This window comes from Undibacterium sp. Tian12W, from assembly GCF_049339405.1.
Lineage (GTDB): Bacteria > Pseudomonadota > Gammaproteobacteria > Burkholderiales > Burkholderiaceae_D > Undibacterium.
In genome coordinates, this window is record NZ_JBMPPK010000005.1 from 210,211 (window position 1) to 234,040 (window position 23,830).

The window sequence follows — 23,830 nt, forward strand, 5'->3', positions numbered from 1 at the left end:
TGAGCAGCATCAAGTTATGAACAATAAGCACACAAACCGCACAGCACTGATCACCGGTGCCGCCAAACGCATAGGGCGGCATATCGCCCTGCATATGGCGCGGCAGGGTTGGGATATTCTTGTCCATTATGGCAATTCAGCAGCAGAAGCCCAGACCCTGGTGACAGAAATCCAGGTACTGGGCCGCCGTGCCCATGCCTTGCAGGCCGACCTGGCAAATGAAACAGCAACGCATGCCTTGTTGCCCGCAGCGATAGCCGCCATGGGCAAGATAGATTGCATCGTCAACAATGCATCGCTGTTTGCAGAAGATGATGTACACAGCTTCAGCCAGGCCAGCCTGAACAGGCATATGCATGCCAACCTGGCCGCCCCCATCATACTGGCGCAAGCACTGCATGCGGCAACCACAGATGGCGAACAAACCTGCGTCATCAACCTGCTGGATCAAAAGCTGTACAACCTGAACCCCGACTTTTTGTCTTACACCCTGTCCAAGGCAGCGCTGCAATGTGCGACCACAACACTGGCGCAGGCACTGGCCCCTAAAGTCCGGGTAGTTGGCGTTGCACCTGGCATCACCATGGAATCAGGCCATCAAAGCACGGCAGATTTCCAGCAGGCATACCAGGTTACACCATTGGGCAGGTCCAGCACGCCTGAGGATATTGCCCGCGCCGTCTGTTTTCTGGCGGACAGCTCTGCCATGACAGGCACTACCATCCTCGTCGATGGCGGCCAGCACCTTATTCCCTTGCAGCGCGATGTCATGTTCCTGGCGACTGCAAACCAATCTATTTCACCTTAATCCCGGGACCACCATGTTATCCATCCTGCATCACCCCCAGCTCTCAGACTGCCGCCGCCTGTTCTTGCGCAATTATGAAATCTCCATCAACATCGGCGTGCATGAGTTCGAGAAAAAAGGCGAGCAACGCGTGCTCTTCAATGTGGACCTGTATATCCCGCTGGCGCTGTCTACGCCCAAGGATGACCAGCTGGAAGAAGTCGTCGATTATGATTTCATGCGCTGCACGATAGCCGACCGCATTTCCAAAGGCCATGTACATCTGCAGGAAACCCTGTGTGATGATGTCGCAGCTATCATGCTGGCACATCCTAAAGTACGCGCAGTGCGCATCTCTACCATGAAGCCGGATGTCTATCCAGATTGCGAAGGCGTAGGTGTAGAAGTATTCAAGATCAAAACCGACATTTAAGCCCGAATTTACGCAAGAATTTAAAGCCATATCATGCAAGCTCTGAACGATACATTGATGGACACCCCGGTCGAAGTAAAAGCCACGGTCAAATCACAAGAAAAAATCACCTACGAAAACAATAAGCTGCACAAGCGCTTATGCCGCCTGGTTGGCCAGGCGATCGGTGATTTCAATATGATAGAAGAAGGCGACAAGGTCATGGTCTGCCTGTCTGGCGGCAAGGACAGTTATGCCCTGCTGGATATCTTGATGACCCTGCGTGAACGTGCGCCCATCAATTTCGATATCGTCGCGGTTAACCTCGATCAAAAGCAGCCTAACTTCCCTGACCATATCCTGCCAGCTTATCTGGAAAAACTGGGCATACCCTACCATATAGAAAACCAGGATACCTATAGCATCGTCAAGCGCCTGATCCCAGAAGGCAAGACGACTTGCTCGCTGTGCTCACGCCTGCGCCGCGGTATTTTGTACCGCGTGGCCGATGAACTGGGAGCCACCAAGATCGCGCTTGGCCATCATCGAGACGATATCCTGGAAACTTTTTTCCTGAACATGTTCTTCGGTGGAAAACTCAAGGGCATGCCAGCCAAGCTGCAATCCGACGATGGCAAACACATCGTCATTCGCCCCCTGGCCTATGTTAAAGAGTCAGACACTGAACGCTATGCCGAAGTAAAAAACTTCCCCATCATCCCTTGCGATTTATGCGGTTCGCAAGAAAACCTGCAACGCAAGCAAATCAAGGGCCTGATGCGCGAATGGGACAAGAAATTCCCTGGACGTGTAGATAATATCTTTGCATCCTTATCGACCGTAGCACCTTCACATCTGATGGACAAGAACCTGTTCAATTTCAGGGATTTGAAAATCGATGGCGAGGCGAATCCGAATGGTGATATCGCTTTTGATGATGAGCCTTGTGCGACACCTGCTGCGGGTGTGATTTCTCTGCATCTGGATCAGGATTAAAAAATAGCTGCTGCGTGAGCGCTTGATACGACTCACGTAATCAAGCGCTAGGATTTCAGTTCCGCCGCCAGAAAATCGACAAAGCTGCGGATCTTGGCGCTAGGGCGGCGGTTTGGTAGCATCAATACATGTAGAGGGCGGCTGAGTGGCGTTTCATGCGGCAGCACCCTCACCAGCTTTCCCGTGAGCAGATCGTCACTCACCAAAACCTCGGCCAACAGGGCGATGCCAAGCCCGCCCAATACCGCAGCACGTTGCGAGTGGCCACTATTGACGCGCAAGCGTCCGCGCACCGACACTGGTATCTGGCCGGTCGCCTGAACAAAAAACCACACCCCCGGCGTTGATGAGCCAGTAAAATCAACGCACTGGTGCTGGGCCAGATCAGCCAATATTTTAGGCTCGCCACAACGCGCTATGTAGGCTGGCGAGGCACATGGCACCAACCGCAAAGGCGCCAGCGAGCGGCCTATGAGGCCGGAGTTGGGTAATTCGCCACCGCGTATCGCCACATCAAACCCCTGATCCAATAAATCAACCCGGCTGTCATTGAGGACTAACTCAATCTCAACTTCGGGATGTTTTTCCAGATATGCCGTGATGATCACTGGCAGCACCACCGAACCTATCGAATGTGGTGCCGTCACTCGCAATATGCCGCGCGGTGCAGCATGCAGGCCAAGGGCATCGGCTTCAGCCCCTTCCAGTTCAGCCATGATGGTCTTGCAGCGCTCATAAAAAGCCATGCCGAGCTCAGTCAGCTTCTGACGGCGCGTTGTGCGGTTCAGCAGCAGGCCGCCCAGATGCGCTTCAAGATAGCGGATGTGATTGCCAACCATCGGTGCGGACAGATTGGTGGCATCAGCGGCGGCTGCAAAGCTGCCTTTTTCTACCACTTTGACAAAGGTGTTGATGGCAGCAAAACGGTCCATTCGTTAATCCTATTTACGAGTCTATGCGCGATATTACTATTTTTCCAGGCGTTTGTTGCGGGCAAGATGGCACTGTTCTCTCCCGAACGACAACTAATAGGAAAATATTATGACTACATTAAATCGCATTCTCGCTGTCGGTGCCGCTGGTAAATTTGCTGGCCTGGTTGTTCCTGAACTGGTCAAACGCGGCGCGATTGTGCGCGGCCTGGTCCGCAATCCAGAAAAAGCGGAAGAAGCACGTGCGAATGGCGTGACAGAAATCGCCATCGGTGATCTGAGCGACCGCGCTGCGATTGAATCTGCCCTGCAAGGCGTAGATGGCGTTTTTTATCTGGCACCAGCTTTCCTGCAAGACGAAGCGCAGGTTGGTATGCAACTGGTTGAAGCTGCCAAAGCGGCAGGTGTGCGCCGCTTCTTATTCTCAGGCGCGATACACCCGGTCATTAGTCAACTGGCCAATCATAATGGCAAGCCAGCGGTGGAAGAAGCATTGATACGTTCTGGCATGCAGTACACCTTGTTACAACCTGGTGTTTTCTATCAAAACATGGCACCAGCCCTGCCAGTGGCAGCTGAGCATGGCGTTTTTGCAGAACCATTTTCAAGCACTTCAACCCTGGGCCGTGTGGATTATCGCGACGTGGCCGAAGTGGCCGCGCTTGCATTGACCGGCGATGCCCTGGCGTATGGCACGTTTGAATTGACCGCTGGCGAAAATACCGATCGCGACCATGTGGTGCGCATCATGGGCGAAGTACTGGGACGCGAAGTCAAGTCAGTGACACCTACGTTCGAGCAATGGGCAGCCATGGTCCATCTGCCAGATGCCGCACGACCCACGCAGATGTTGCGCGCTATGTATGCGTATTACGACAGGCATGGCTTGCAAGGCAACTCGCTGACTTTGCGGGCAATCCTGGGCAGGGAACCACGCAGCCTCAAAGCTTATTTCACCGAGCTGGCACAGGACCAATCCTTGGCTAACTCTCGCTAAGGACATAGGTATGACAACGAAGCATAACTCGTACATTGCCAGGGAAACTGCAATCAATACGGTATTCAGTGTTGTTCTCAGTATCGCGTTTGCGTTGCTGTTTTTTCAATCGGACACCCATATCGATTTGGGCAGCCGCAAGGTTGTTCTGGATATCGTGCCACAAAGCTTCGCGGTTGCTTTTATGAGCTCACTGATACCGTCGCTGTTGACCCGCCAGCGTCGTAGTAGTGGAAAACTGCAAACACTGGAAGGCAAGCATAGTTTGCCGCGCAATGTGTTTCTGCGAAGCGCAGTAGTGGGTGTCATTGTCACCACCATCTGCGCGGCGGCCTACGCCATTCTCGGACCGGTGCAGGGGGCGATTGTTTTAATACTTAGCCAGTTCGTGATCTTAAAGGCTGTTTTTGGTGGAATTTTATCGCTCGTCGTCACACCGATTGCTTTGATCACCGCTTTAAGGGATACATTATGAAATCACATAACACCATCATTCATCATCAACAACATGATCAGGATCGTGCCTTCATGGCGGACCTGCGCGCGGCACTGGTATCAGCCCCGAAACTTGAACTTACACCCGAAGCGCGCCCTGGCTTTGATGCCCTGATGAGGCAGGTGCCGCTTGCAGATGCAGTTGACTATGAGACGTCCAGCGTTGCCGGCATACCAGGTGCGTGGTGCAGCCCGGCTGGTGCCCAAAGTGATGCCGCCATCTTGTATTTGCACGGCGGCGGCTACGTGCTGGGCTCATCTGCCGCTTACCAGAACCTGGCCGGTCAGATCGCTGCCCGCGCTGGCGTCAAGGCCTTCGTACCTGATTATCGCCTGGCACCTGAGCATCGTTTCCCAGGTGCTTTGGAAGATGCCATCGCGGCTTACAAGGGCTTGATTGCGCTGGGCTACCGACGTATCGCCCTGGTAGGCGATTCTGCAGGTGGTGGATTGGCGCTGGCCTTGCTGTCGCGTTTGCAAGAGCTTGCCGGAGCAGGTCTGACAACACCAGTGTGTGCAGCAGTCATGTCACCCTGGACCGACCTTAGCCTCTCCGGTGTATCAATGAGTACAAGGGCTGCACATGATCCATTATTAAGCCGCGAAATATTGGCCAAGGCTGCCGCGCTCTATCTGGGCAATCAGGATACCGATACAAAAGACCCGCTGGTTTCTGCATTATTTGCCCGGCATGAAGGAATCGCCCCTGTCAGGCTGCATGTCGGAGCAGACGAAGTGCTGATGGACGATGCTATCCGCTATGCGCAAATACTCAGCGCGGCAGGCGGAACGGCTGAGGTGCATATATGGGAAGGAATGACGCATGTCTTTCCCGCCAGCCTGTCAACACTGATAGCCGCCCGCGAGGCACTGGACGACATTGCTAATTTTTTGCGCCAGCATCTGACGTAAGCAATCAATTTTCCATGCCACAATTGAAACAATGATCGCCAGACGGCATCTGTCCTTTATGTCTGTTCTTTATGTCTATTCTTTATAACTCAGGCAATCCTGTTGCCCGCTTTCCATACGCCCATGACAACAGGTATGCCACGTACTACACGCACGCGTAAAAAGTCAGCACGCAAGCCAACTGCAATCTCTCCCCTGTCATGCAGACCTATCATGCGCGCCGGATTGCGCGTCACGGTCGCCACTGCCTTGGGCAAACCAAAGCCTTCATTTTGCAGCAGGAAAGCTGCATGCAAGAGGCTGGCAGGCACATAGTCTGAAGACAGCACATCGAGTAAGTCCAGGCGCGCCAGTTCTGCCGCCGAGACATTGCCTGAGTGTGAACCACCACGTACCATATTCGGCGCGCCCATGATGATGCCCAGGCCCTGTTCACGGGCAGCACTTGCAGCAGCAACCGTAGTCGGAAATTCAGATATCGTCACGCCATCATCAACACCTTCGGCCACATGTTCCACCGTTGTATCATCATGGGTAGCCAGTGGGACTGGCACATCCAGTTCACGGCAACTGGCGACGATGGCGCGGCGATTGGATGCTGCATACGCGACTTGCCTGAGCAGTAAACGTTCGAGCATGGAATCGACTTTTTCTTCGCTCCAGCCGCGCTTGCCGGATACATAGACGCGGTAATGCGTCAGGTCTGTCCACTGCCTTTGGCCGGGTGTATGGTCCATCAAGGAAACCAGCTTCAGGCGATCGTCATGCAGATAAGGAGCGAACATGTCCAGCAAGCCTTCTTCCGCCAGTTCCAGGCGCATGTGCAAGAAGTGGTCTGCCCGCAGGATGCCTGAGTCTGCGGCCATGCGCAAACCTTGGGTACAAGAATCGAGAGTGTCATTGCGCAGGCTGTCTGAATCGATGTCACCGACTGAAATTGCATCAAGCACAGTCGTGATGCCGGATGCAGCGATCTGGGCATCATGCGCCAAAATAGCAGGCAGAGTAGGCCAGACTACCTTGGGGCGTGGCATCAGGTGTTTTTCCAGATTGTCAGTATGCAGCTCTACCATACCCGGCAAGAGATAATCGCCTTGCCAGTCATCTGTACCTGTGACACTGGAAGCACGTGCGGCTTCAGTCAGATCAGCTATCCTGCCCTGTTCTACCAGCATGGAACCGCTGATGACTTCATCGGCCAAAACAATTTGTGCGTTCTCTATTCTGTTCATCATGCTGCCACCAAAGAAACTGCTGCGGGGATGGAAAAAATTCTGGTCGCCAGCGCCTGGCGCACTACTTCATCATGGAAGATGCCGACAACAGCAGCACCGCGTTCACGCGCCCCATTGATCATGTCGATGACGGTGGCGCGATTGGCTTCATCCAGTGAGGCAGTTGGCTCATCAAGCAAGAGTATGGGGTAATCGCAAATCATGGTGCGGGCAATATTCACGCGTTGTTGTTCACCGCCAGAAAAAGTCGCAGGCGGGATTTGCCACAGGCGTTTGGGTATGCGCAGGCGTGACAAGAGTTCTTCTGCCTGTTCATAAGCAGCCTGCTTTTCCACGCCGCGCATGAGCAAGGGTTCTGCCACCAGGTCCAGTGTACTGATACGTGGTATCACACGCAGGAACTGGGTCACGAAACCCAGGGTACTATGCCTGACTGCCAGCACTTGTTGTGCAGGTGCAGATTGCACATCGACCCAGCCGCCGTCATCTGCATCACCCTTGTGCCAGATATTCACGCTGCCACTGCTGGCACGGTAATTGGCATACAGGCAGCGCAGCAGGGTACTCTTGCCTGCACCCGATGGCGCGTGGATGACTACGCATTCACCAGCATCTACCTGCATGTCTATTTTGGACAGGATGGACATTTCCTGCCCGCCTTGCAGGTGCAGGGTAAAGTCCTTGGACAAGCCTTCAACAACGATACGTTTCAACATGTGTTCCTCAAGCCTGCAAGACGGATGACACCAGCAACTGGGTATAGGGATGCTGCGGGTCATCAAGTACCTGATCAGTCAAACCCTCTTCAACTACCTGCCCCTGGCGCATGACCATGAGCCGGTGCGCCAGCAAACGCGCCACTGCCAGGTCATGGGTGACGATGACGGCGGCTACCTGCAATTGCGAAACCAGTTGACGCAATAAGTCCAGCAAGCGCGCCTGGACGGAAACGTCGAGGCTGGCGGTAGGTTCATCCATGAAAATCAGGCGCGGTTTGGTCACCAGGTTGCGGGCAATTTGCAAACGCTGTTGCATGCCGCCAGAGAAGTCACGCGGCAAATCATCTATGCGGGCAGCATCAATTTCCACCCTGTGCAACCAGTCCTGCGCCTCGGCACGTATCTGACCATAATGGCGGGCACCAACAGCCATCAGTCGTTCACCGACATTGGCACCGGCAGAGACTTCTACCCGTAAGCCATCCCTGGCACTTTGGTGGACAAAGCCCCAGTCCGTGCGGGCCAGCAAGCGGCGGCGTGCCTCGCTGATCGTGAACAACTCCACCATGCCTTCATCACGGGTATTGAACAAAACTTCGCCCTGCTCTGGCTGCAACTGGCCTGCCAGGCAATTCAACAAAGTAGATTTGCCAGAACCGGATTCACCAACTATGCCCAGCACTTCACCCGGATAAAGGCTCAGGTTGACTTGTTCACAAGCAATCTTGCCACCATAAAACTTGCTGACATTGCGTGCCTGCAGCAGGGGCTCGTTGTTATCCAAATTTTTTTCAATATTCATCTTGCTCATGCCTGTTCTTCCCTGCGGCTGCGGCAATAATCAGTATCGCTGCAAACAAACATGCGTGAACCCTGATCATCGACGATGACTTCGTCGAGGAAGCTGTCATTCGCATCGCACATGGCGCAGCGGTGATCCCAGTGTTCTATCTCGAAAGGATAGTCTTCAAAATCCAGGCTCTTCACCGGCGTATAAGGCGGAACGGCATAGATACGTTTTTCGCGACCGACACCAAATAATTGCAATGCTGGATTTTTATCCATCTTGGGATTGTCAAACTTGGGTATCGGTGAAGGGCGCATCAGGTAGCGCTCGTTGACGATGACAGGATAATCATAAGCAGTTTCTATCTTGCCCAGTCTGGCGATATCTTCATACAGCTTGACGCTCATGAGGCCATAGTCAGCCATCGCATGGTATTTGCGGGTCTCAGTCTCACTGGGTTCCAGCCAGCGCAGGGGTTCAGGGATAGGCACCTGATATACCATGATCTGCCCTTCAGCCAAAGGTGTTTCCGGAATGCGATGGCGGGTTTGTATGACGGTCGCCACCGTGGTTTTTTCCGTCGTTGCCACACCCGTGGTGCGACGGAAGAAGCGGCGTATATTGACTGCGTTGGTGGTGTCGTCAGACCCCTGATCGATGACTTTCAAGACATCATCCTGGCCTATGATGGCGGCAGTAACTTGTATGCCGCCTGTGCCCCATCCATAAGGCAGTGGCATTTCACGCCCGCCGAATGGTACCTGGTAACCAGGTATGGCAACTGCTTTCAAAATGGCGCGCCTGATCATGCGCTTGGTTTGCTCATCGAGATAGGCAAAATTATAACCAGCTTCAGGCTCAGTCCTGGCAGGCGCGGCTTGGGCTTGGGCTTGTTCTGGGGTCTCTTGATATTCCTGAGTTTCCATGGTGTCCATCTCCATCATCATGCTGCCTTCTTGCCTGATTTTTCAGCGGCTTCGTCATCTGCTTGTTCATCTGCTGCTTCAAGCTTGCCAGCTTCAGCAGCCTTGGCATCAATGGTGGCACGTATGCCACGCAAGAGACTGAGTTCAGCCTGGAAATCCACATAATGTGGCAGCTTAAGATGTTGCAAGAAACCGGATGCTTCTACATTGTCGGCATGGTAGAGCACGAATTCTTCCATCTGTGCCGGTGCAGTGATCTCTTCTTTCAGCTCGCTGGCACGCAAGGCACGATCCACCACCCCCATGGCCATGGTCTTGCGCTCGCAATGACCAAAGCCCAGGCCATAGCCACGTGTGAACTTAGGTGCTTCATTTTGTGAACCCACGAACTGGTTCACCATCTGGCATTCAGTGATATCGATCTCGCCTATGTCTATGGCAAAGCCCAGTTCTTCAGGCACGACTTGCACGCTGACCTTGCCATAACGTATCTCACCTGCGAAAGGATGATTGCGGGCATAACCGCGTTGGGTGGAATAGGCCAGTGCCAGCAGGAAGCCTTCATCACCGCGTGCCAGGCTTTGCAGGCGCAAGGCGCGGCTGGCGGGGAATTGCAAAGGCTCACGCGTCAGGTCAAAAGGCTCGGGGTCGCCCTCAGGTATCAATTCAGGCTCGATCAAGCCTTCAGCGTTCAAGAAATCGAGTACACGCGGGCAGGCTTCTGCTGTTATGTTTTCCTGCGCTACAGGTTCAGTACCACCACTACTCATGGCTTCTGCCGCCAGTGAAAAGTCCAGCAGGCGCTGAGTATAGTCATAAGTCGCCCCCAATACCTGGCCACCCGGCACATCCTTGAAGGTCGCCGAGATGCGTCTTTGTATCAGCATATTGGCGGTGTCAACAGGCACGGTCGCCATCAGGCGTGGCAAGGTCGTGCGGTAGGCGCGCAGCAGGAAGATCGCTTCTATCAAATCACCACTGGCTTGTTTGATGGCGAGCGCCGCCAGGTCTTTGTCATACAGCGAGGCCTCGCCCATGACGCGGGCCACGGCCAGAGACATTTGTTCGCGTATCTGGGTGATGCTGAGTTCTGGTACGTCAGTATCGCCACGTCGCATTTTCGCCAGCGCTTCATACGACTGGGCAATGGCCTTCTCACCACCTTTGACGGCTACGTACATGGCAACTCCTCCGACTGCACTGCTGCTATTTTGCTGGTGCGTGGCAAACCGAGTACTGCATCGCCGCTGCAAAAAATCACATCCACACCTTGCGGAAAGGCGGCGCAATTGGCTTGCCATTTGCTGACAAAGTCTGCAGGCAAACCACTGATACGTATGCTGCGTTTATCCTTGATGCCAGGGCCTGTGAGTTGGTATTCAGTGCCATTCAAAAAATCATCGACTTGTATGAGCAGAGTCGCAGATTTGTCCGGATAAGTCATGCTGCCTTGGGCAAAGCCCTGCAAATCCAGTTGCTGTAATGAGCTACCTAGTACTGCAAAATTTGCTGAAGATTTTTCATGTACCAGCGGCAGACCGCAATGGAAACGCAGATAAGTGCGCACGGCATCATTATCCAGTTCATCTGCCAGCCAGGCTGTGGTTTCATAATCCATCAGCGCCAGGCAAGCTGCGGCTGTCGCCATATGCAGAGGAGCAGGCGCTTGCAGGTTCACCTTGAGACGCTGGATAGTGCCAGGCTCGGACAAGGCTTTCAACAAACTGCGAAAAACTGTTTGCGCATCATGCACCGTGTCTTCCCATGCGGGCAACAGTTGCTGCATGGATGACGCAGTTTTCTCACTAGTGTCCAGTGTATATGTCATGCATCTTCTCCTCTGACCATAGTCATGAATTCCACCCTGGTTGCTTGCGCTTCAGCCTGTAATTGTTCACGCTTCTGCTGCAACAATAACTCTAGTGGCTTGATGATATTTTCTTCGACCGTTGGCCTGTGCTCACCTTGCATCAGCGCATCAAAAATCGCTGCCCATTCTGCATGCCGCTGGTCGCGACCGGCCACATAGGCCACGCCTGTTTCTCCTGTCGCCAGACGCAAGGCGCAGCGCGTGACTGACATTTCACCGAGATTGAACTGGCTGCCACTGCCACCGGTTCTGGCGCGCACCATCGCCAAGCCAGTCTCGGGTTTTCTTAACCATAAATAAGAGGGCAGTTCACCGAACTGGCGCACGCTGGCAGCCAGTTCTGGTGCAGGCGCTTTCGCCAGTATGGACATCCAGCGGGCACGCTCTTGCTGGGCAGAGTTGGGAGTTTGGTCAGCATTCATAGCCCCACATTACAGCAGGCTTAGATGAAGTCTTGATGACATCTGATCTGAGATTTTCTTGTCAATTTCCAGTCATATTTCGGGTTTATGATTTGTCATCGCGAGCAAGGGGATCAGCATGGAAACGCATATCGCAATACAGGGTGGCAAGTATCTGCAACAAGACCAGAACGGTCACACTGCCTGGTCTGAAGACAGCATCTATTTGCACGGACTACACATTGCAAGTACAGACAGCAACCACTTCCAGCACCATAACAAACCACAGTTTTTTGATGCCACAGGTTTGCTGATACTGCCCGGCCTGGTTGATATTCATGGTGATGCTTTTGAACGTCAGTTACAACCGCGCCCGGCCACCAGCTTTGCCTACGATATTGCCTTTGCCGATACCGACAGACAACTGATCAGCAATGGTATTACCACCGCCTGCCACGGTCTGACCTTTTCATGGGAAGGCGGCTTGCGCGGACGTGAAGCCGCACTGGCCACGCTAGAACAAGTGGCCGCACAAAAATCCCGCGTGCATGCCGATCACCTGATACATCTGCGTTTTGAAAACCACCATCTCGATGGCTTGCATGATGCACTGAGCTGGGTAGAGTCAGGTCTGATCGCCTTCTTTGCCTTCAATGAACACCTGCCATCCATCTTGAAGAAGAGTGCGTCGCCAGAAAAACTGGTAGCTTACGCCGAGCGCGCACGTTGCGATGTTGCCGGTTTTCTGGAACGTCTGCACAAGGCACAATCACGCTCCCCAAAAGTAGCACAGGCGATCAGCCAACTGGCTGCAGCTTGCCGGCAGCACGGCATCGCCATGGCATCGCATGATGATGAAACCCGCATGGACAGGGAGCGCTTCCAGGAACTTGGCGTTGATGTCAGTGAATTCCCCAAGACGGAAGAAGCCTTGCAGGCAGCAAAAGCCCTGGGCAACCATGTTGTCATGGGCGCACCGAATGTCTTGCTCGGTGGCAGCCACTGTGGCGGTCTGTCAGCCAGCGATGCAGTGCGCCGTGGCCTGTGTGACACGCTGGCATCTGACTATTACTACCCGGCCTTGCTGCATGCGCCTTTCCGTCTGGAACAGGAAGATGTCTGCAGCCTGGCACAGGCCTGGCAACTGGTGTCGCTGAATCCTGCCCGCGTACTGGGCTTGCATGACAGGGGCAATATCGCTGCTGGCCAGCGTGCTGATCTCATCATGATAGAAAAACAGGCTGACGGCAGCCCGCGCCTGATTGCCACCATCGCCGCTGGCAAGCTGGTATTTTGCGCAGAGCCGCAACGCCTGCAATATCAGCAAAGCCTGGAACTGGCCGCCTGATGCGCTATGCTCTCTACTTTTCCCCTGCACCGGACAGCCCATGGTGGCAAGCCGGTGCCAGCTGGCTGGGGCGCGACCCCATGCACGCCGGGAAAATACCGCAAGCACATATCAATGGAGTGCCAGATATTTTGCTTAGCCAGCTCACCAGTGAAGCCCGGCGCTACGGTTTTCATGCGACGCTGAAAGCGCCGTTCAATTTGCTCGAAGGTTTCCAGGAAGCCGACCTGATACAGATGGCCAGTGCCTTTGCCCAGGTACAGCCTGTCATCAGCATCAGGGAAATGCAGATACGCATGATGGGCAATTTCCTGGCCATTCGCCCGCAGGGTGATGAAGCCGAGATCAATGCCCTGGCCATGCGTTGCGTCAGTTATTTTGACTTGTTACGCCGCGCCCCTGATGCGGCTTATCTGGCGAAGCGCCGTCATGCCGGTCTCAGTGCAAGGCAGGAAGCTCTATTGCAGCAATGGGGCTACCCATATACTGAAGAAGAATATCGCTTCCACCTGACACTCAGCGATGATTTACTGGAGGTGGATGCCGATGCACAATATGCCTTGCGTAAGGCAGCGGAACAGCAGTTCTCACGCCTGCTGGACAATACACCGCTCGATATTGATGCGCTGACGATATTCCGTGAAGAACGGCCCGGTGCGCCTTTGAACTTCTGGATGCGTTTTCCCTTCCAGGCCAGGGTACAACAAAAATCCCTGCCTGCGGCTGGCCGTCTGTATTTTGTCGTCGGTCCTTCAGGCGCTGGCAAGGATACCCTGCTGCACTGGGTCAAAGACAACCTGCCCACCAATGCGGCACTGGAGTTTGCGCAGCGGGCTATCACCCGCCCCGCTCACGACAGTGAAGCGCATGAAGTCTTGAACCAGGAAGCTTATTGGCAAGCCGCTGCCGCCGGTCATTTTTGCATGCAGTGGCAAGCCAATGGCCTGTGTTATGGTATACGCAGGAATATCGAGGCCAAGCTCAAATGCGGCCAGGATGTCATCGTCAATGGTTCGCGTGAATACCTGCCACAACTGCGCCAGCTATTCCCGGATGTGCGCATCATCTGGATCATGGCTGATCCCGAGCAAATCAGGCAGCGCATGGAAAAACGCCAGCGTGAGTCTGGTGCAGCCTTGTTGAACCGTCTGGATCGGGGTTTGAAATTTACCGTGCCTGATGACCAGGATATTATCTGCATAGACAATAGCGGGCCTATACATGTGGCAGGGCAAAAGCTGTTAAAGATATTTTCAAAAGAGTAGTACAGCTTCGAAAGGTTAGTGCAGCCAGTATTACCTACGGCCTCACGCTGTTTCAGCCTGTCTCGTGAATTGCAAATTCAGTTTTTCCATCATGCTGATGAAAACTTGCAAATCCACAGTCTTGGCACCAACCACTTTTGCCGTGTCATCCCACTGACGCAATCTGACTGCATCTTCGGCATAGTCCTGATCTATAAATTCCGTTGCTTGCGTCACTGAAAATGGGCCACCCTGCCAGATCAGGCTGCGTTGTGATGCATGTGACAAACCTGACCAGTACAACGGATCTGCCGCACACAGGTAGCGTTTGGCATCGACATGCATACGTATCGGTTCAGTCACATCCCGGTCAAACAATTCTGCCAATAACAAGGCAGCCAGCTCACCATGCGGAAAAGTTTCATCAGTTTCATCATCTGCCATATGTGCCAGGTCATGCAAAAGCGCGGCGATGACCAGGGCATCGCTTGCGCCTTCTTCCATGGCAAGGCTGGCACATTGCATGGCGTGCTCGAGCTGGGTGATGGCTTCGCCACCATACAGACCACCGGCACGGTTTTGCAGCCAGTCTATAACTTGCGGGAGGGTGATGCCCTGGACGATCTGGCGATTTTGTGTTTGCATATCTGCTATATATCAGATGAAGACTTTTCTGAGACGGGAAGAAATCACATCTATCATGCTGACTGTCAGCACGATCATCAATAAGACGGCGCAAGTCTGCGCATACTGGAAGGCACGTATGACTTCCCACAGGATCACGCCTATGCCACCGGCACCGACCATACCAACGACTGTGGCAGAGCGTACATTTGATTCAAAGCGGTACAGGGCGAATGACACCCACAGTGGCATGACCTGTGGCAAGACGCCATAGACTATTTCTTCCAGCGCATGCGCACCTGTGGCACGTATGCCTTCTACCGGTTGCGGGTCTATCGCCTCCACAGCTTCAGAAAACAGCTTGGACAAAATACCGGTCGTATGCACGAACAAGGCCAGCACACCGGCAAAAGGACCAAGACCAACCGCTACTACAAACAGCATGGCAAACACCATTTCATTGATGGCACGTGCGGCATCCATCAATCGACGCACAGGCTGGCTGACCCAGGCTGGTGCGATATTCGAAGAACTCAACAAACCCAGGGGAATGGAACAGACTACAGCCAGCGCAGTACCCCAGGCAGCAATCTGTAAAGTCACCAACAGCTCTTGCAAATAAATGCGCCATTCATGAAAATCTGGTGGAAAAAAACTGGCGGCATAGGTCAGCATATTGCCGCTGTCACGCAGTAATTCCAGAGGGCGCATGTCAGCGCCCTGCCATGACATGGCAAGTATCGCCAGGACTATGCCCCAGACCAATAATTTACCGGTATCACGCTTGGGTGCTTCCGGCAAATTCATGACGACTTGTGGGCGGGCTGTTGGTGTGCTGTTCATGCTATCAAGACTTGGCGATGTCGTTCAGCTTGCGGTTGATGTCGTCGAGCTTGGCTTTCTTTTCATCCGCATTCAGGGCGACGTCTGCTTCTATCTTGACTTTTTCCTTGAACAATTCAAGCTGACGTACAGGCTTCAACTGAGCATTGCTGGAATCCTGGAAACCACCCAGAGTCAGCTTGGCCAGTTGTGCTTTTTCACGCGCCGCATCAGGGCCAGTCTTACCGTAGTTGACAAAGAAATCCTTGATCTTGTTTTTCATATCGGCTGGCAAGTCCTTGCGCCATACCAGGGGATCAGCAGCGATCAGAGGGGATTTCCAGACCTGGCGCAATTGGCTGGCTGTTTCTGGCTGGCGTGCCTTGATGCGGTCCAGCGTATCAGAACTATGCACGGCAGCATCTACCTGCTTGTTGGCAACAGCCAGGATATTGGTTTCATGATTGGCACCACGCACAGTCTTGAATGCTGTTTTCGGGTTCACATTGTTTTGTGCAAACACATAATAGCTGGGCACCAGGAAACCGGAAGTGGAGTTGGGGTCACCTATGCCGAAATTCATATTCTTGGCATTTTTTAAGACATCTTCCATGGTTTGATAGGAGCTATCCTTGTGCACGCTGATCATGCTGTAATAACCAAGAGTGCCGTCAGCATTCACCATCTGCGCAAACACTTCGGAATTGGCACGATCGACGGCCTCGATAGCCGACTTATTACCCAACCAGGCAAATTGCACTTTATTGAAACGCATGCCCTCAATCACGCCAGCATAGTCTGATGCAAAGAAAGCCGTGACCTTGATACCAAGCTTTTTGCTCATATCATCCAGCACTGGCTGCCAGTCCTGTTTCAGGTTTTGGGAAGATTCGGTAGAGATGAGGCCAAAGTTCAAAGTCTTGACCGCATCTTCTGCCATGACAGCATTAGCAGTTGCGGCCATCACCAGGCCCAGAGTCAAACTGCGCACGAATTGACGAAACATGGAAATACTCCTGAAGAGAAAAGAAACTCAGGCGGCAGCCGCGAGAGTGGGTAAAGAGAGTGGGTCGGTAACCGGTGCAGCACTTGCCATGTTGACTGATACAGGATTAAGCAATTCTTCTGCCTCTGCACCATACAGGTCGCGCAACATGGCGACTGTCAGTTCGCTGGAAGGGCCGTCATACACGACACGGCCACGCGAGAGCGCAACAGTGCGCGGGCAAAAACGAAAAGCCACATCGACCTGATGCAGGGATACCACTACCGTCGTACCATCCTGGCGATTCAGGTCCGCCAGGGTCTGCATGACACGGCGTGCGGATTCAGGATCCAGCGAGGCTATCGGCTCATCAGCCAGAATGACCTTGGCTTGTTGCACGATAGTGCGGGCAATCGCTGCACGCTGTTGCTGGCCGCCAGACAGGGCAGACGCACGTTTATAAGCATGTTCAGCAATACCCACGCGTGCCAGCGCGGCCAGGCCCAGGGCTTTTTCTTCTTTGGTAAAAATACGGAAACAACTACGCCACAGCGGAATGCGGGCAATGCCACCTGTGAGCACATTGGTCAGCACAGGCAAACGCCCGACCAGATTGAATTGCTGAAAGACAAAACCGATTTGCGAACGCAGATGACGTATCTGCTTGCCAACCACGCCATTCGCCTGCAAAACCTGCTCTCCGAGACGGATATCATTCTTGTCGGCATTGGCGGTGATCAGGCCAGAGATATGGCGCAATAAAGTTGATTTGCCAGAACCGGATGCGCCGATAAGCGCAACCATTTCACCAGGCGCAAAAGTCAGTGCAATATTGTCCAGCGCCTGGTAACCACCTTTAAAGGTTTTGGAAATCCCGTTGATTTCTATCTTCATCGCATTTACCCCGCATGGACAATTGAGCTAATCCACGGGAGTATTGGACAAGAATATGTCAGGCGTATGAAGACAAGATTACAGGACGATGAAACGACGACATTTCCACGTAAAAAAAACAGCGGATTTGCCTTCAGACAAATCCGCTGTTTTCAACTATTGTAGCCGGGCAAGATATTCCTGATCAGGCTTTACGAGCATCCAGACTCCAGCCACCACTGCCATGTATCAGGACATACAGCAGGCCGCCCGCCATGGAAATATTTTTCATGAAATGTATCATCTGGTTTTGTGCCACATCTGCTGGTACACCCCAGAAATTATGGAAGATGAAAGCCGCTGCCAGTGTGAACAGTATCATTGCCGCAGCTGCCCAGCGTGTACGCCAGCCGACGATGAGCATGAGGCCACCACCCAGTTCCACCACGATGGCAGCAATTGCACCCAGCGCTGGCAAAGGCAGACCCTTGCTGGCGATATAGCCTACGGTTTGCTCAAAGCCGGATATCTTGCTGGCACCGGATGCCACGAAGATCAGGGCAATCAGCACACGGGCGATGAAGGAACCGAAGACGGGTCCTATGGTTTCTGTTTGTTTCATTTTGTTTTCCTTACATGTAGATTTTATTTTGTTCTTCAGTAATGTCGTAGGTTGGGCTACGATTTACCAGCCCAACACTGGGCGTTTAATAAACGTATACGTTACTTCGAGGCTGAGTGTTGGGCTGATGAGACGTAGCCCAACCTACAATCTGCAAATTCCGACAGCTTCAAGGGGTGCTATTTACGGTAATCTCCATCAAATATCGCTCACCAATTTGCCTTCGCGAAAATCACTGATCGCCTTGAATATCTCCGCCTGACTGTTCATCACAAACGGCCCATACTGAACAATCGTTTCACCTAGGGGCTGGCCAGCAATCAGCAACAAGCGACTATTCACTTTGGCGTCTATCACCACGCCATCCGCATCCGGCGATTTTTTCAAAATCGCCATGCGTTGCACCGGCACCTCACGCTCGCCTATCTGCACCTCACCTTCATAGACGCACACAAAGGCATTGAAGCTGGCTGGCAGGCTGTGGCTGAAACTGCTACCGGCTGGCATGTGTATATCCAGGTATAGCGGCTGGGTTACTTCACGCTGTACGGCACCTGCCACGCCATGGCTGCTACCAGCGATGATGCGTACCTTGACACCGGCTGCGGTCAGCACTTCAGGGATGGTGTCGCTCTGGATATCCCGATACCAGGGGGCGATCATCTTGTCTTTTGCTGGCAGGTTCAGCCATAACTGGAAGCCTGCCATGCGGCCTTCTTCCTGTTCCGGCATTTCGGAGTGAATCACGCCACGACCTGCTGTCATCCATTGCACACCGCCGTTTTGCAGCAAGCCTTCATTACCGGCACTGTCGCGATGGCGCATGCGCCCGGCCAGCATGTAAGTAACCGTTTCAAAACCACGGTGCGGATGACTGGGGAAACCGGCGATGTAGTCACCTGCCTCATCACTGCCGAAAGCATCCAGCATGAGGAAGGGGTCCAGCCGGTATTGCAGTGGCTGTGTCAATACCCGTGTCAGCTTGACACCGGCACCATCTGAAATAGGCTGACCGGCGACCAGTTGCTCTACCGTGCGTGATTTGTTCACGCTTTCAGTCTGTTGAACTGTGCTGCTTGCAACTACATCTGTCGTTTCCATGATTCATCGTCCTCGTAGTTAGCCCGTTAATGTTTTCGATTAGTTGTCGATTAAGCAGGCAGTAAATCATTAATTTGCTGGTGTGCTGAAGCCAGAGATGCTTTTTCTGCATCCGGGCCCATGGCCAGACCCTCTGCATAGACAAACTCTACATCGGTCATGCCCAGGAAGCCAAAGAAGGTTTTCAGGTAAGGCATTTGTGTGTCGTTTGGTGTATTGCGATACAGGCCGCCACGTGTCAGTACTACATAGACTTTCTTGCCAGTCAACAAACCTTCAGGGCCATTGGCGGTATAACGGAAAGTCACCTGGGCGCGGGAAATCGCATCTATCCAGTTTTTCAATTGGGCCGAGATACCAAAGTTATACATCGGTGCGCCGAGTACTACTACATCTGCGGACTGGATTTCTGCAATCAATGCATCATCCAGGGCAACGCGGGCTTGCTGTTCTGTCGTGCGCTGGTCTGCTGGTGTGAACAAGGCTTGCAGTGCTGTTTCATCAAGTATGGGGTGAGGATTGCTACCCAGATCACGTACATTCACGGTGGCACCAGAAGATGTTTCCAGTAAAGCCTCAACCAGGCTATTTGCCAGTTGAGTGGAATGAGAACCTTGGACGCGGGCGCTGGAGTTGATTTGCAGGATGTTCATTTTGTGTTCCTTTCAGATAAAGTTTGATGGACGTACTTTAATCGTTCCAAAAACAATCCGGAAGGCGTTAAAATGGATATCATTGTTCCAAAAATAGGAAAATAGTATGGAGGCGCGATCATGACCCTCGAAGCCAATGACCTTTTGCTATTTGCCCGCGTGGTTGAAGAAGGCAGCTTCAGCAAGGCGGCAGAGAAGCTGGGCGTACCAAAATCAACCTTGTCACGCCGTATATCTGCCCTTGAAGCCCAGCTGGGTGAGCGCCTGATCTTGCGCACCACCCGCAAGCTGACGGTGACTGACCTGGGTCAAAATGTTTTGCTGCATGCCCAACATGTGCAGGAAGAAGTGAATGCCACGCTGGCCCTGACCCAGCACAGGCAGGTAGAACCGAATGGCAAGCTGAAGGTATCCATGCCTGGCGATTTTGGTAATCATCAGATGGGTGAGTTGTTATCTGACTTCATCAGCAAATACCCGGCGGTAAACCTGGAACTGGATTTATCACCGCGCCGGGTGGATTTGATAGGTGAGAATTTTGATGTGGCCATACGCGTTGGCGACTTGCCGGACGATGCCTCACTCGCGGCCCGTGGGCTGGTACGTTTCAGTGTGGGCTTGTATGCGTCACCTGCCTACCTGAAACTGCATGGTGCGCCAGCAGAGCCTGAGGCCCTGATGGAGCATGATTGCCTGAGACTGAATACCCGCAATGGCGAAGCCTCGGTCTGGCGCATGGAAAAAGATGGCGCAGTCTGGGAAGGCATACCCCCTGGCCGGGCCAGTGCCAATTCGCCGGAATTACTGACGCGCCTGGCTGTGCGTGGCAAAGGCATCACCATGCTGGCTGACCACTTTGCCGGTCAGCATGTGCATAAAGGCGAGCTGGTGCCCTTGCTGGAAGACTGGAAACTGCCTGAAGTCACTGTCTGGGCGGTATTCCCAGGCCGTCGCCTGATGCCTGCCAGGACACGGGTTTTTCTTGACGCCCTGCAGGCTGAATTCTCAGGCCCGCGCTGCCAGAAGATGTTGGAAGAAGTCAATGATTGCAAGACTGGACGTATAAGTATCAAGTCTTTCTGACTATCTTTTTCACTGAGCTGAATCAAGTTTCGGTACTGACCTTGTCCCAGTCATTTTCTGCTTCATACCGGCACAGCCAGTTGGCCGCCTGATGCCATTCGCGCACCGCATCTGCATTCAGATTACCCGGAGCATCACGGCCAGTGATGTGTGCATGACGAACCGCCCAGTGCAGGCGGTACAATAAGTCCGACCAGTCCAGCACTTGCCCCTTGCGACGCGGCTTAAGGGCAGCCTGCAAACGCTCGGGTGCTTCCATCGCATGCGGGAAGAGTTTCAGAATTTGCTTGAGGTTCGCCGCTTGCGTAGGAACTGCCAGCTTGTCTGTCAAACCCGCAGCCCAGGCGAGGAAATACAGGGCTTCCTGCCTTTGCAGAAATTGCGCACGCAATTCTTCGGTGATGCCATCCGCAAACAGAAATGCGTTTTCCTGCGCTGATAAACAAGACTTCAGACCATGCGTTTCCAGATAGGCGCGATAGTGTACAACATCACCACCAGCAGCTACTGCAGTCACCGCCCACAAGGCCAGCATGCGCTGCATCAATTCTTCAGGCGTGCGCAGTTCCACTTCTTCATCAGACTCAATCACATGCAATTGCACATTGATGCGGATACCACGTTTATGCAATTCCAGTTCGGAAGCTTCTTTGCGTTGCTCTGGGCTCATTATTTCTTCAATATTGTTAATCAATTCACTCGCTGATAACGAGCAGACGGATTATCCCAGATTTTGCATTGTTAAGGAGTTACAGAACAGCGCAACTCCATGCCTCTACAGGCATTAGAATGTCTGATTGTTACCTGTTATTGCAAAGCTTATATGCCTGAAACCAAACTCTTCCCCGTACTGGAGACCACCAACTATCAACTGCGTCGCATAGTCGCCACTGATATGCCTGCAATTTTCCGTGGTTTATCCGACCCGCGTGTCACTGAATATTATGGCATCAGCTACGACAGCCTGGCGTCAAGTCAGGAGCAGATGGACTGGTATGAACAGGTCTGGCTAAACGGCACAGGCCTGTGGTGGGGCATTTGCAGCAAAGAGGAACCGGAACAATTGATAGGCACTTGCGGCCTGCACGAGTGGGAACAGGAACACCATTGCGCAGAAACCGGCTTCTGGCTTTCTCCCGACCACTGGGGCAAGGCCGTGATACCTGAATGCATGAACGTCATCATCACCCACTGCTTTGAACACCTGAGCCTGCACCGCTTGCAAGCCATGGTTGAGCCAGAAAATATCGCCAGTTGGCGTTTGATAGAAAAACTGGGTTTCCGGCTAGAAGGTGTACTGCGCGAATGTGAATACAAACATGGGCGCTATGTTGATCTTAAATGCTATTCCTTGCTGGACAGGGAGTTTGTTTCGAAACAGGATAGCCGCTGATTTGCAAGGACGACAGGCCAGGCTTTGTATGGGGAGTACGCAGATGGCCTGCCGCTTGCAAAAAACTAAGGGATAAAATTACGTGAATCGGTGGTGTTCCTGTTGGGTTTGACGTTGCTTTTGACTTTTCGCAGTTCCCATGTGTCGACGCCGTTTGTGCTGTACAGAAAATGGATCAAGAAGGACCGCTGTTTGAGGTGTAGCTGGGGTTTCGAGGTGCATGCACCTCGCCAGCGTAACGGCAATCGCTTGCAAGCGATTGTGCGCCCTGCAAGGGAAGCGAGTTTCGGGCCTTCCCATTTTTTGTACTGCACAAACGGGAACCCCTTTAGGGGCGGCTACGCCTGGGTCGCCTTTCTTTGAGTACTTTCTTTGGCGACCAAAGAAAGTACTTCGGCCGCCGGGCCGAGACCCGGCTTGTATCCACAGAGGGCAATCGTTTTACACACGCTACAAGTATGCAACGAACGCCACTAGGCTCCAGCCTACGCTGGAGCGACGACATGTAGATTACCGCTTATCGACATACCGCGTGAGTAATCAATCTCACTTCCCACTACCCCTCAATTTCCCCACTATCCCCGCCGGAAAAAAATAAATCGACACCACAAACAATACCCCCAACCACAACATCCACCGGTCCGGATGCAAGGCATTCGCCAACAGCGGCACATCAGACAAAGACGACGAGGCCACCCCCATCAAACTCTTCAAATAATTCTGCGCCAGTATGAACAAGGTCGCTCCAACCACAGCCCCATACATGGTCCCCATGCCACCTATCACCACGATCAATAAAATGTCTGTCATGACTTCAAAACTCAGCATGGTCTTGGGCCCCACATAACGCAACCACAAGGCCATCAGAGCACCAGCCATAGCCGCAACCAGGGCAGCAATGCAATTCGCCAGGATGCGGTAATATACGGTGCGGTAACCCAGTGCTTCGGCACGGAAATCATTTTCGCGTATGGCCTGCAAGACCCGGCCAAAAGGTGAATTGACGACGCGCAATAAGAACAAGAATAACAAGGCACAGCTTATGAACACGATGTAATAAGTAATCACCTTGCCATCGACAACGCGGCCAAATATCTCTGTTTCAAACAAACGGTAAGCAGGAGACAGCAAAGCAGGCACGCTAAAAGTCTTGCCGTCTTCTCCACCCGTAAAATCTGACAATTGTGATGCCAGCACAGCAAAGGATGAAGCCACAGCCAGCGTGATCATGGCGTAGAAAATCGCTCTTACGCGCAAGGCAAACAGCCCGACGATCAGGGCTAGTACCAGCGTCACCAGCAATGCTGCCAGCAAGCCGACAGCAGCCAGCCCCCATGATGGCGTGCCACTGGCCAGCGCCAGGCCTATGCCATAGGCACCTATGCCAAAAAACATGGTGTGAGCAAAAGAGACTATGCCGGTATAACCGAGCAACAAGTCATACGAAGCAACCAGCACGATATAGACACAGATGGTGGCTGCAGTATTCAAAGGCCGTGCGCCGCTGGTGATGAAGGGGGCAAAAGCCAGCCCGAAAAATATCGCCACCAGGATAAGTCCTAGCCAGCGGTTACGCGGAAAATCATCCGACAGGATTTGTTTCATTGCATTCA

The 23,830-nt window shown here is 53.1% G+C and carries 27 protein-coding genes; 10 read left to right on the top strand and 17 right to left on the bottom strand.

Annotated elements, in window-relative coordinates; translation table 11 throughout:
• Window positions 1-16: 16 nt before the first annotated feature.
• Genes ACO0LI_RS08305 through ttcA form a run of 3 tightly spaced genes read left to right on the top strand, consistent with a single transcriptional unit; the run spans window position 17 to window position 2,195 of the window.
• Window positions 17-808, top strand: coding sequence for an SDR family oxidoreductase (locus ACO0LI_RS08305; RefSeq protein WP_423032206.1), 792 nt, complete (start codon window positions 17-19; stop codon window positions 806-808).
• Between the two features lie 13 nt (window positions 809-821).
• The gene (locus ACO0LI_RS08310) at window positions 822-1,220 is read left to right on the top strand and encodes a dihydroneopterin aldolase (RefSeq protein WP_422949034.1); all 399 of its coding nucleotides are present in this window, start codon (window positions 822-824) and stop codon (window positions 1,218-1,220) included.
• Between the two features lie 33 nt (window positions 1,221-1,253).
• Window positions 1,254-2,195, top strand: coding sequence for a tRNA 2-thiocytidine(32) synthetase TtcA (ttcA, locus tag ACO0LI_RS08315; protein ID WP_423032208.1), 942 nt, complete (start codon window positions 1,254-1,256; stop codon window positions 2,193-2,195).
• Between the two features lie 47 nt (window positions 2,196-2,242).
• On the opposite strand, the gene ACO0LI_RS08320 is transcribed toward ttcA, so the two are convergent.
• Entirely contained in the window at window positions 2,243-3,127 is an 885-nt protein-coding gene (locus ACO0LI_RS08320) for a LysR substrate-binding domain-containing protein (RefSeq protein ID WP_423032210.1), read from the bottom strand.
• A gap of 109 nt (window positions 3,128-3,236) precedes the next feature.
• On the opposite strand from ACO0LI_RS08320, the gene ACO0LI_RS08325 reads away from it, so the two are divergent.
• Genes ACO0LI_RS08325 through ACO0LI_RS08335 form a run of 3 tightly spaced genes read left to right on the top strand, consistent with a single transcriptional unit; the run spans window position 3,237 to window position 5,531 of the window.
• Window positions 3,237-4,124: an NmrA family NAD(P)-binding protein gene (locus ACO0LI_RS08325; RefSeq protein WP_423032212.1), complete on the top strand. Its 888-nt coding sequence runs from the start codon at window positions 3,237-3,239 to the stop codon at window positions 4,122-4,124.
• 10 nt (window positions 4,125-4,134) lie between these two features.
• A complete protein-coding gene (locus tag ACO0LI_RS08330) occupies window positions 4,135-4,599 on the top strand; it encodes a hypothetical protein (protein ID WP_423032214.1) in 465 nt (154 codons plus the stop codon).
• Entirely contained in the window at window positions 4,596-5,531 is a 936-nt protein-coding gene (locus ACO0LI_RS08335; RefSeq protein WP_423032216.1) for an alpha/beta hydrolase, read from the top strand. The genes ACO0LI_RS08330 and ACO0LI_RS08335 overlap by 4 nt, the downstream gene beginning before the upstream one ends.
• Window positions 5,532-5,620: 89 nt before the next feature.
• Here ACO0LI_RS08335 and ACO0LI_RS08340 read toward each other — a convergent pair whose 3' ends face one another.
• From ACO0LI_RS08340 to phnG, 7 genes are read right to left on the bottom strand one after another with little or no spacing between them, the layout of a single operon-like run.
• Entirely contained in the window at window positions 5,621-6,763 is a 1,143-nt protein-coding gene (locus ACO0LI_RS08340; RefSeq protein WP_423032218.1) for an alpha-D-ribose 1-methylphosphonate 5-triphosphate diphosphatase, read from the bottom strand.
• The gene (gene phnL / locus ACO0LI_RS08345) at window positions 6,763-7,482 is read right to left on the bottom strand and encodes a phosphonate C-P lyase system protein PhnL (protein ID WP_423032220.1); all 720 of its coding nucleotides are present in this window, start codon (window positions 7,480-7,482) and stop codon (window positions 6,763-6,765) included. Before phnL ends, ACO0LI_RS08340 begins: the two co-directional genes overlap by 1 nt.
• A 7-nt stretch (window positions 7,483-7,489) precedes the next feature.
• Window positions 7,490-8,296 carry a phosphonate C-P lyase system protein PhnK gene (gene phnK, locus ACO0LI_RS08350; protein ID WP_423032222.1) on the bottom strand — a complete coding sequence of 269 codons (807 nt, stop codon included), beginning with the start codon at window positions 8,294-8,296 and terminating at the stop codon, window positions 7,490-7,492.
• Window positions 8,293-9,207 carry an alpha-D-ribose 1-methylphosphonate 5-phosphate C-P-lyase PhnJ gene (locus ACO0LI_RS08355; protein ID WP_423032296.1) on the bottom strand — a complete coding sequence of 305 codons (915 nt, stop codon included), beginning with the start codon at window positions 9,205-9,207 and terminating at the stop codon, window positions 8,293-8,295. Before ACO0LI_RS08355 ends, phnK begins: the two co-directional genes overlap by 4 nt.
• Before the next feature lie 8 nt (window positions 9,208-9,215).
• Window positions 9,216-10,379, bottom strand: a complete 1,164-nt coding sequence (locus tag ACO0LI_RS08360) for a carbon-phosphorus lyase complex subunit PhnI (protein ID WP_423032224.1) — start codon at window positions 10,377-10,379, stop codon at window positions 9,216-9,218.
• The gene (gene phnH, locus ACO0LI_RS08365; RefSeq protein ID WP_423032226.1) at window positions 10,370-11,026 is read right to left on the bottom strand and encodes a phosphonate C-P lyase system protein PhnH; all 657 of its coding nucleotides are present in this window, start codon (window positions 11,024-11,026) and stop codon (window positions 10,370-10,372) included. Before phnH ends, ACO0LI_RS08360 begins: the two co-directional genes overlap by 10 nt.
• On the bottom strand, window positions 11,023-11,490 hold the full coding sequence (gene phnG, locus ACO0LI_RS08370) for a phosphonate C-P lyase system protein PhnG (protein WP_423032228.1): 468 nt from the start codon (window positions 11,488-11,490) through the stop codon (window positions 11,023-11,025). The genes phnH and phnG overlap by 4 nt, the downstream gene beginning before the upstream one ends.
• A gap of 118 nt (window positions 11,491-11,608) precedes the next feature.
• Here phnG and ACO0LI_RS08375 point away from each other — a divergent pair, with 118 nt between their 5' ends.
• Window positions 11,609-12,817, top strand: coding sequence for an alpha-D-ribose 1-methylphosphonate 5-triphosphate diphosphatase (locus ACO0LI_RS08375; protein WP_423032230.1), 1,209 nt, complete (start codon window positions 11,609-11,611; stop codon window positions 12,815-12,817).
• Window positions 12,817-14,082, top strand: coding sequence for a phosphonate metabolism protein/1,5-bisphosphokinase (PRPP-forming) PhnN (phnN, locus tag ACO0LI_RS08380; protein WP_423032232.1), 1,266 nt, complete (start codon window positions 12,817-12,819; stop codon window positions 14,080-14,082). Before ACO0LI_RS08375 ends, phnN begins: the two co-directional genes overlap by 1 nt.
• A 42-nt stretch (window positions 14,083-14,124) precedes the next feature.
• On the opposite strand, the gene ACO0LI_RS08385 is transcribed toward phnN, so the two are convergent.
• The 7 genes from ACO0LI_RS08385 to ACO0LI_RS08415 form a co-directional block, all read right to left on the bottom strand.
• Entirely contained in the window at window positions 14,125-14,706 is a 582-nt protein-coding gene (locus ACO0LI_RS08385) for an HD domain-containing protein (RefSeq protein ID WP_423032234.1), read from the bottom strand.
• A gap of 12 nt (window positions 14,707-14,718) precedes the next feature.
• Window positions 14,719-15,528 carry a phosphonate ABC transporter, permease protein PhnE gene (gene phnE, locus ACO0LI_RS08390; protein ID WP_423007522.1) on the bottom strand — a complete coding sequence of 270 codons (810 nt, stop codon included), beginning with the start codon at window positions 15,526-15,528 and terminating at the stop codon, window positions 14,719-14,721.
• Between the two features lie 4 nt (window positions 15,529-15,532).
• Window positions 15,533-16,513 (bottom strand): phosphonate ABC transporter substrate-binding protein, encoded by a 981-nt coding sequence (gene phnD, locus ACO0LI_RS08395; RefSeq protein WP_423023357.1) that lies wholly within the window; start codon window positions 16,511-16,513, stop codon window positions 15,533-15,535.
• Between the two features lie 27 nt (window positions 16,514-16,540).
• Window positions 16,541-17,386, bottom strand: coding sequence for a phosphonate ABC transporter ATP-binding protein (gene phnC / locus ACO0LI_RS08400; RefSeq protein WP_423032236.1), 846 nt, complete (start codon window positions 17,384-17,386; stop codon window positions 16,541-16,543).
• Between the two features lie 184 nt (window positions 17,387-17,570).
• The gene (locus ACO0LI_RS08405; protein WP_423032238.1) at window positions 17,571-17,987 is read right to left on the bottom strand and encodes a DoxX family protein; all 417 of its coding nucleotides are present in this window, start codon (window positions 17,985-17,987) and stop codon (window positions 17,571-17,573) included.
• A gap of 198 nt (window positions 17,988-18,185) precedes the next feature.
• Window positions 18,186-19,088: a pirin family protein gene (locus ACO0LI_RS08410; protein WP_423032240.1), complete on the bottom strand. Its 903-nt coding sequence runs from the start codon at window positions 19,086-19,088 to the stop codon at window positions 18,186-18,188.
• 50 nt (window positions 19,089-19,138) lie between these two features.
• Window positions 19,139-19,741 (bottom strand): FMN-dependent NADH-azoreductase, encoded by a 603-nt coding sequence (locus ACO0LI_RS08415; RefSeq protein ID WP_423032242.1) that lies wholly within the window; start codon window positions 19,739-19,741, stop codon window positions 19,139-19,141.
• Between the two features lie 120 nt (window positions 19,742-19,861).
• Between ACO0LI_RS08415 and ACO0LI_RS08420 the strand changes: the two genes are divergently transcribed.
• Complete coding sequence (locus ACO0LI_RS08420) at window positions 19,862-20,824, top strand: LysR family transcriptional regulator (RefSeq protein ID WP_110254931.1); 963 nt, start codon at window positions 19,862-19,864, stop codon at window positions 20,822-20,824.
• A gap of 22 nt (window positions 20,825-20,846) precedes the next feature.
• Here the strand turns inward: ACO0LI_RS08420 and ACO0LI_RS08425 are convergent, their stop codons facing one another.
• Window positions 20,847-21,494 carry a DUF4272 domain-containing protein gene (locus tag ACO0LI_RS08425; protein ID WP_423032243.1) on the bottom strand — a complete coding sequence of 216 codons (648 nt, stop codon included), beginning with the start codon at window positions 21,492-21,494 and terminating at the stop codon, window positions 20,847-20,849.
• A 153-nt stretch (window positions 21,495-21,647) separates the two neighbouring features.
• On the opposite strand from ACO0LI_RS08425, the gene ACO0LI_RS08430 reads away from it, so the two are divergent.
• Window positions 21,648-22,217, top strand: coding sequence for a GNAT family N-acetyltransferase (locus ACO0LI_RS08430; RefSeq protein WP_423032244.1), 570 nt, complete (start codon window positions 21,648-21,650; stop codon window positions 22,215-22,217).
• 546 nt (window positions 22,218-22,763) lie between these two features.
• On the opposite strand, the gene ACO0LI_RS08435 is transcribed toward ACO0LI_RS08430, so the two are convergent.
• Window positions 22,764-23,822, bottom strand: a complete 1,059-nt coding sequence (locus tag ACO0LI_RS08435; RefSeq protein ID WP_423032297.1) for a branched-chain amino acid ABC transporter permease — start codon at window positions 23,820-23,822, stop codon at window positions 22,764-22,766.
• Window positions 23,823-23,830 lie beyond the last annotated feature (8 nt).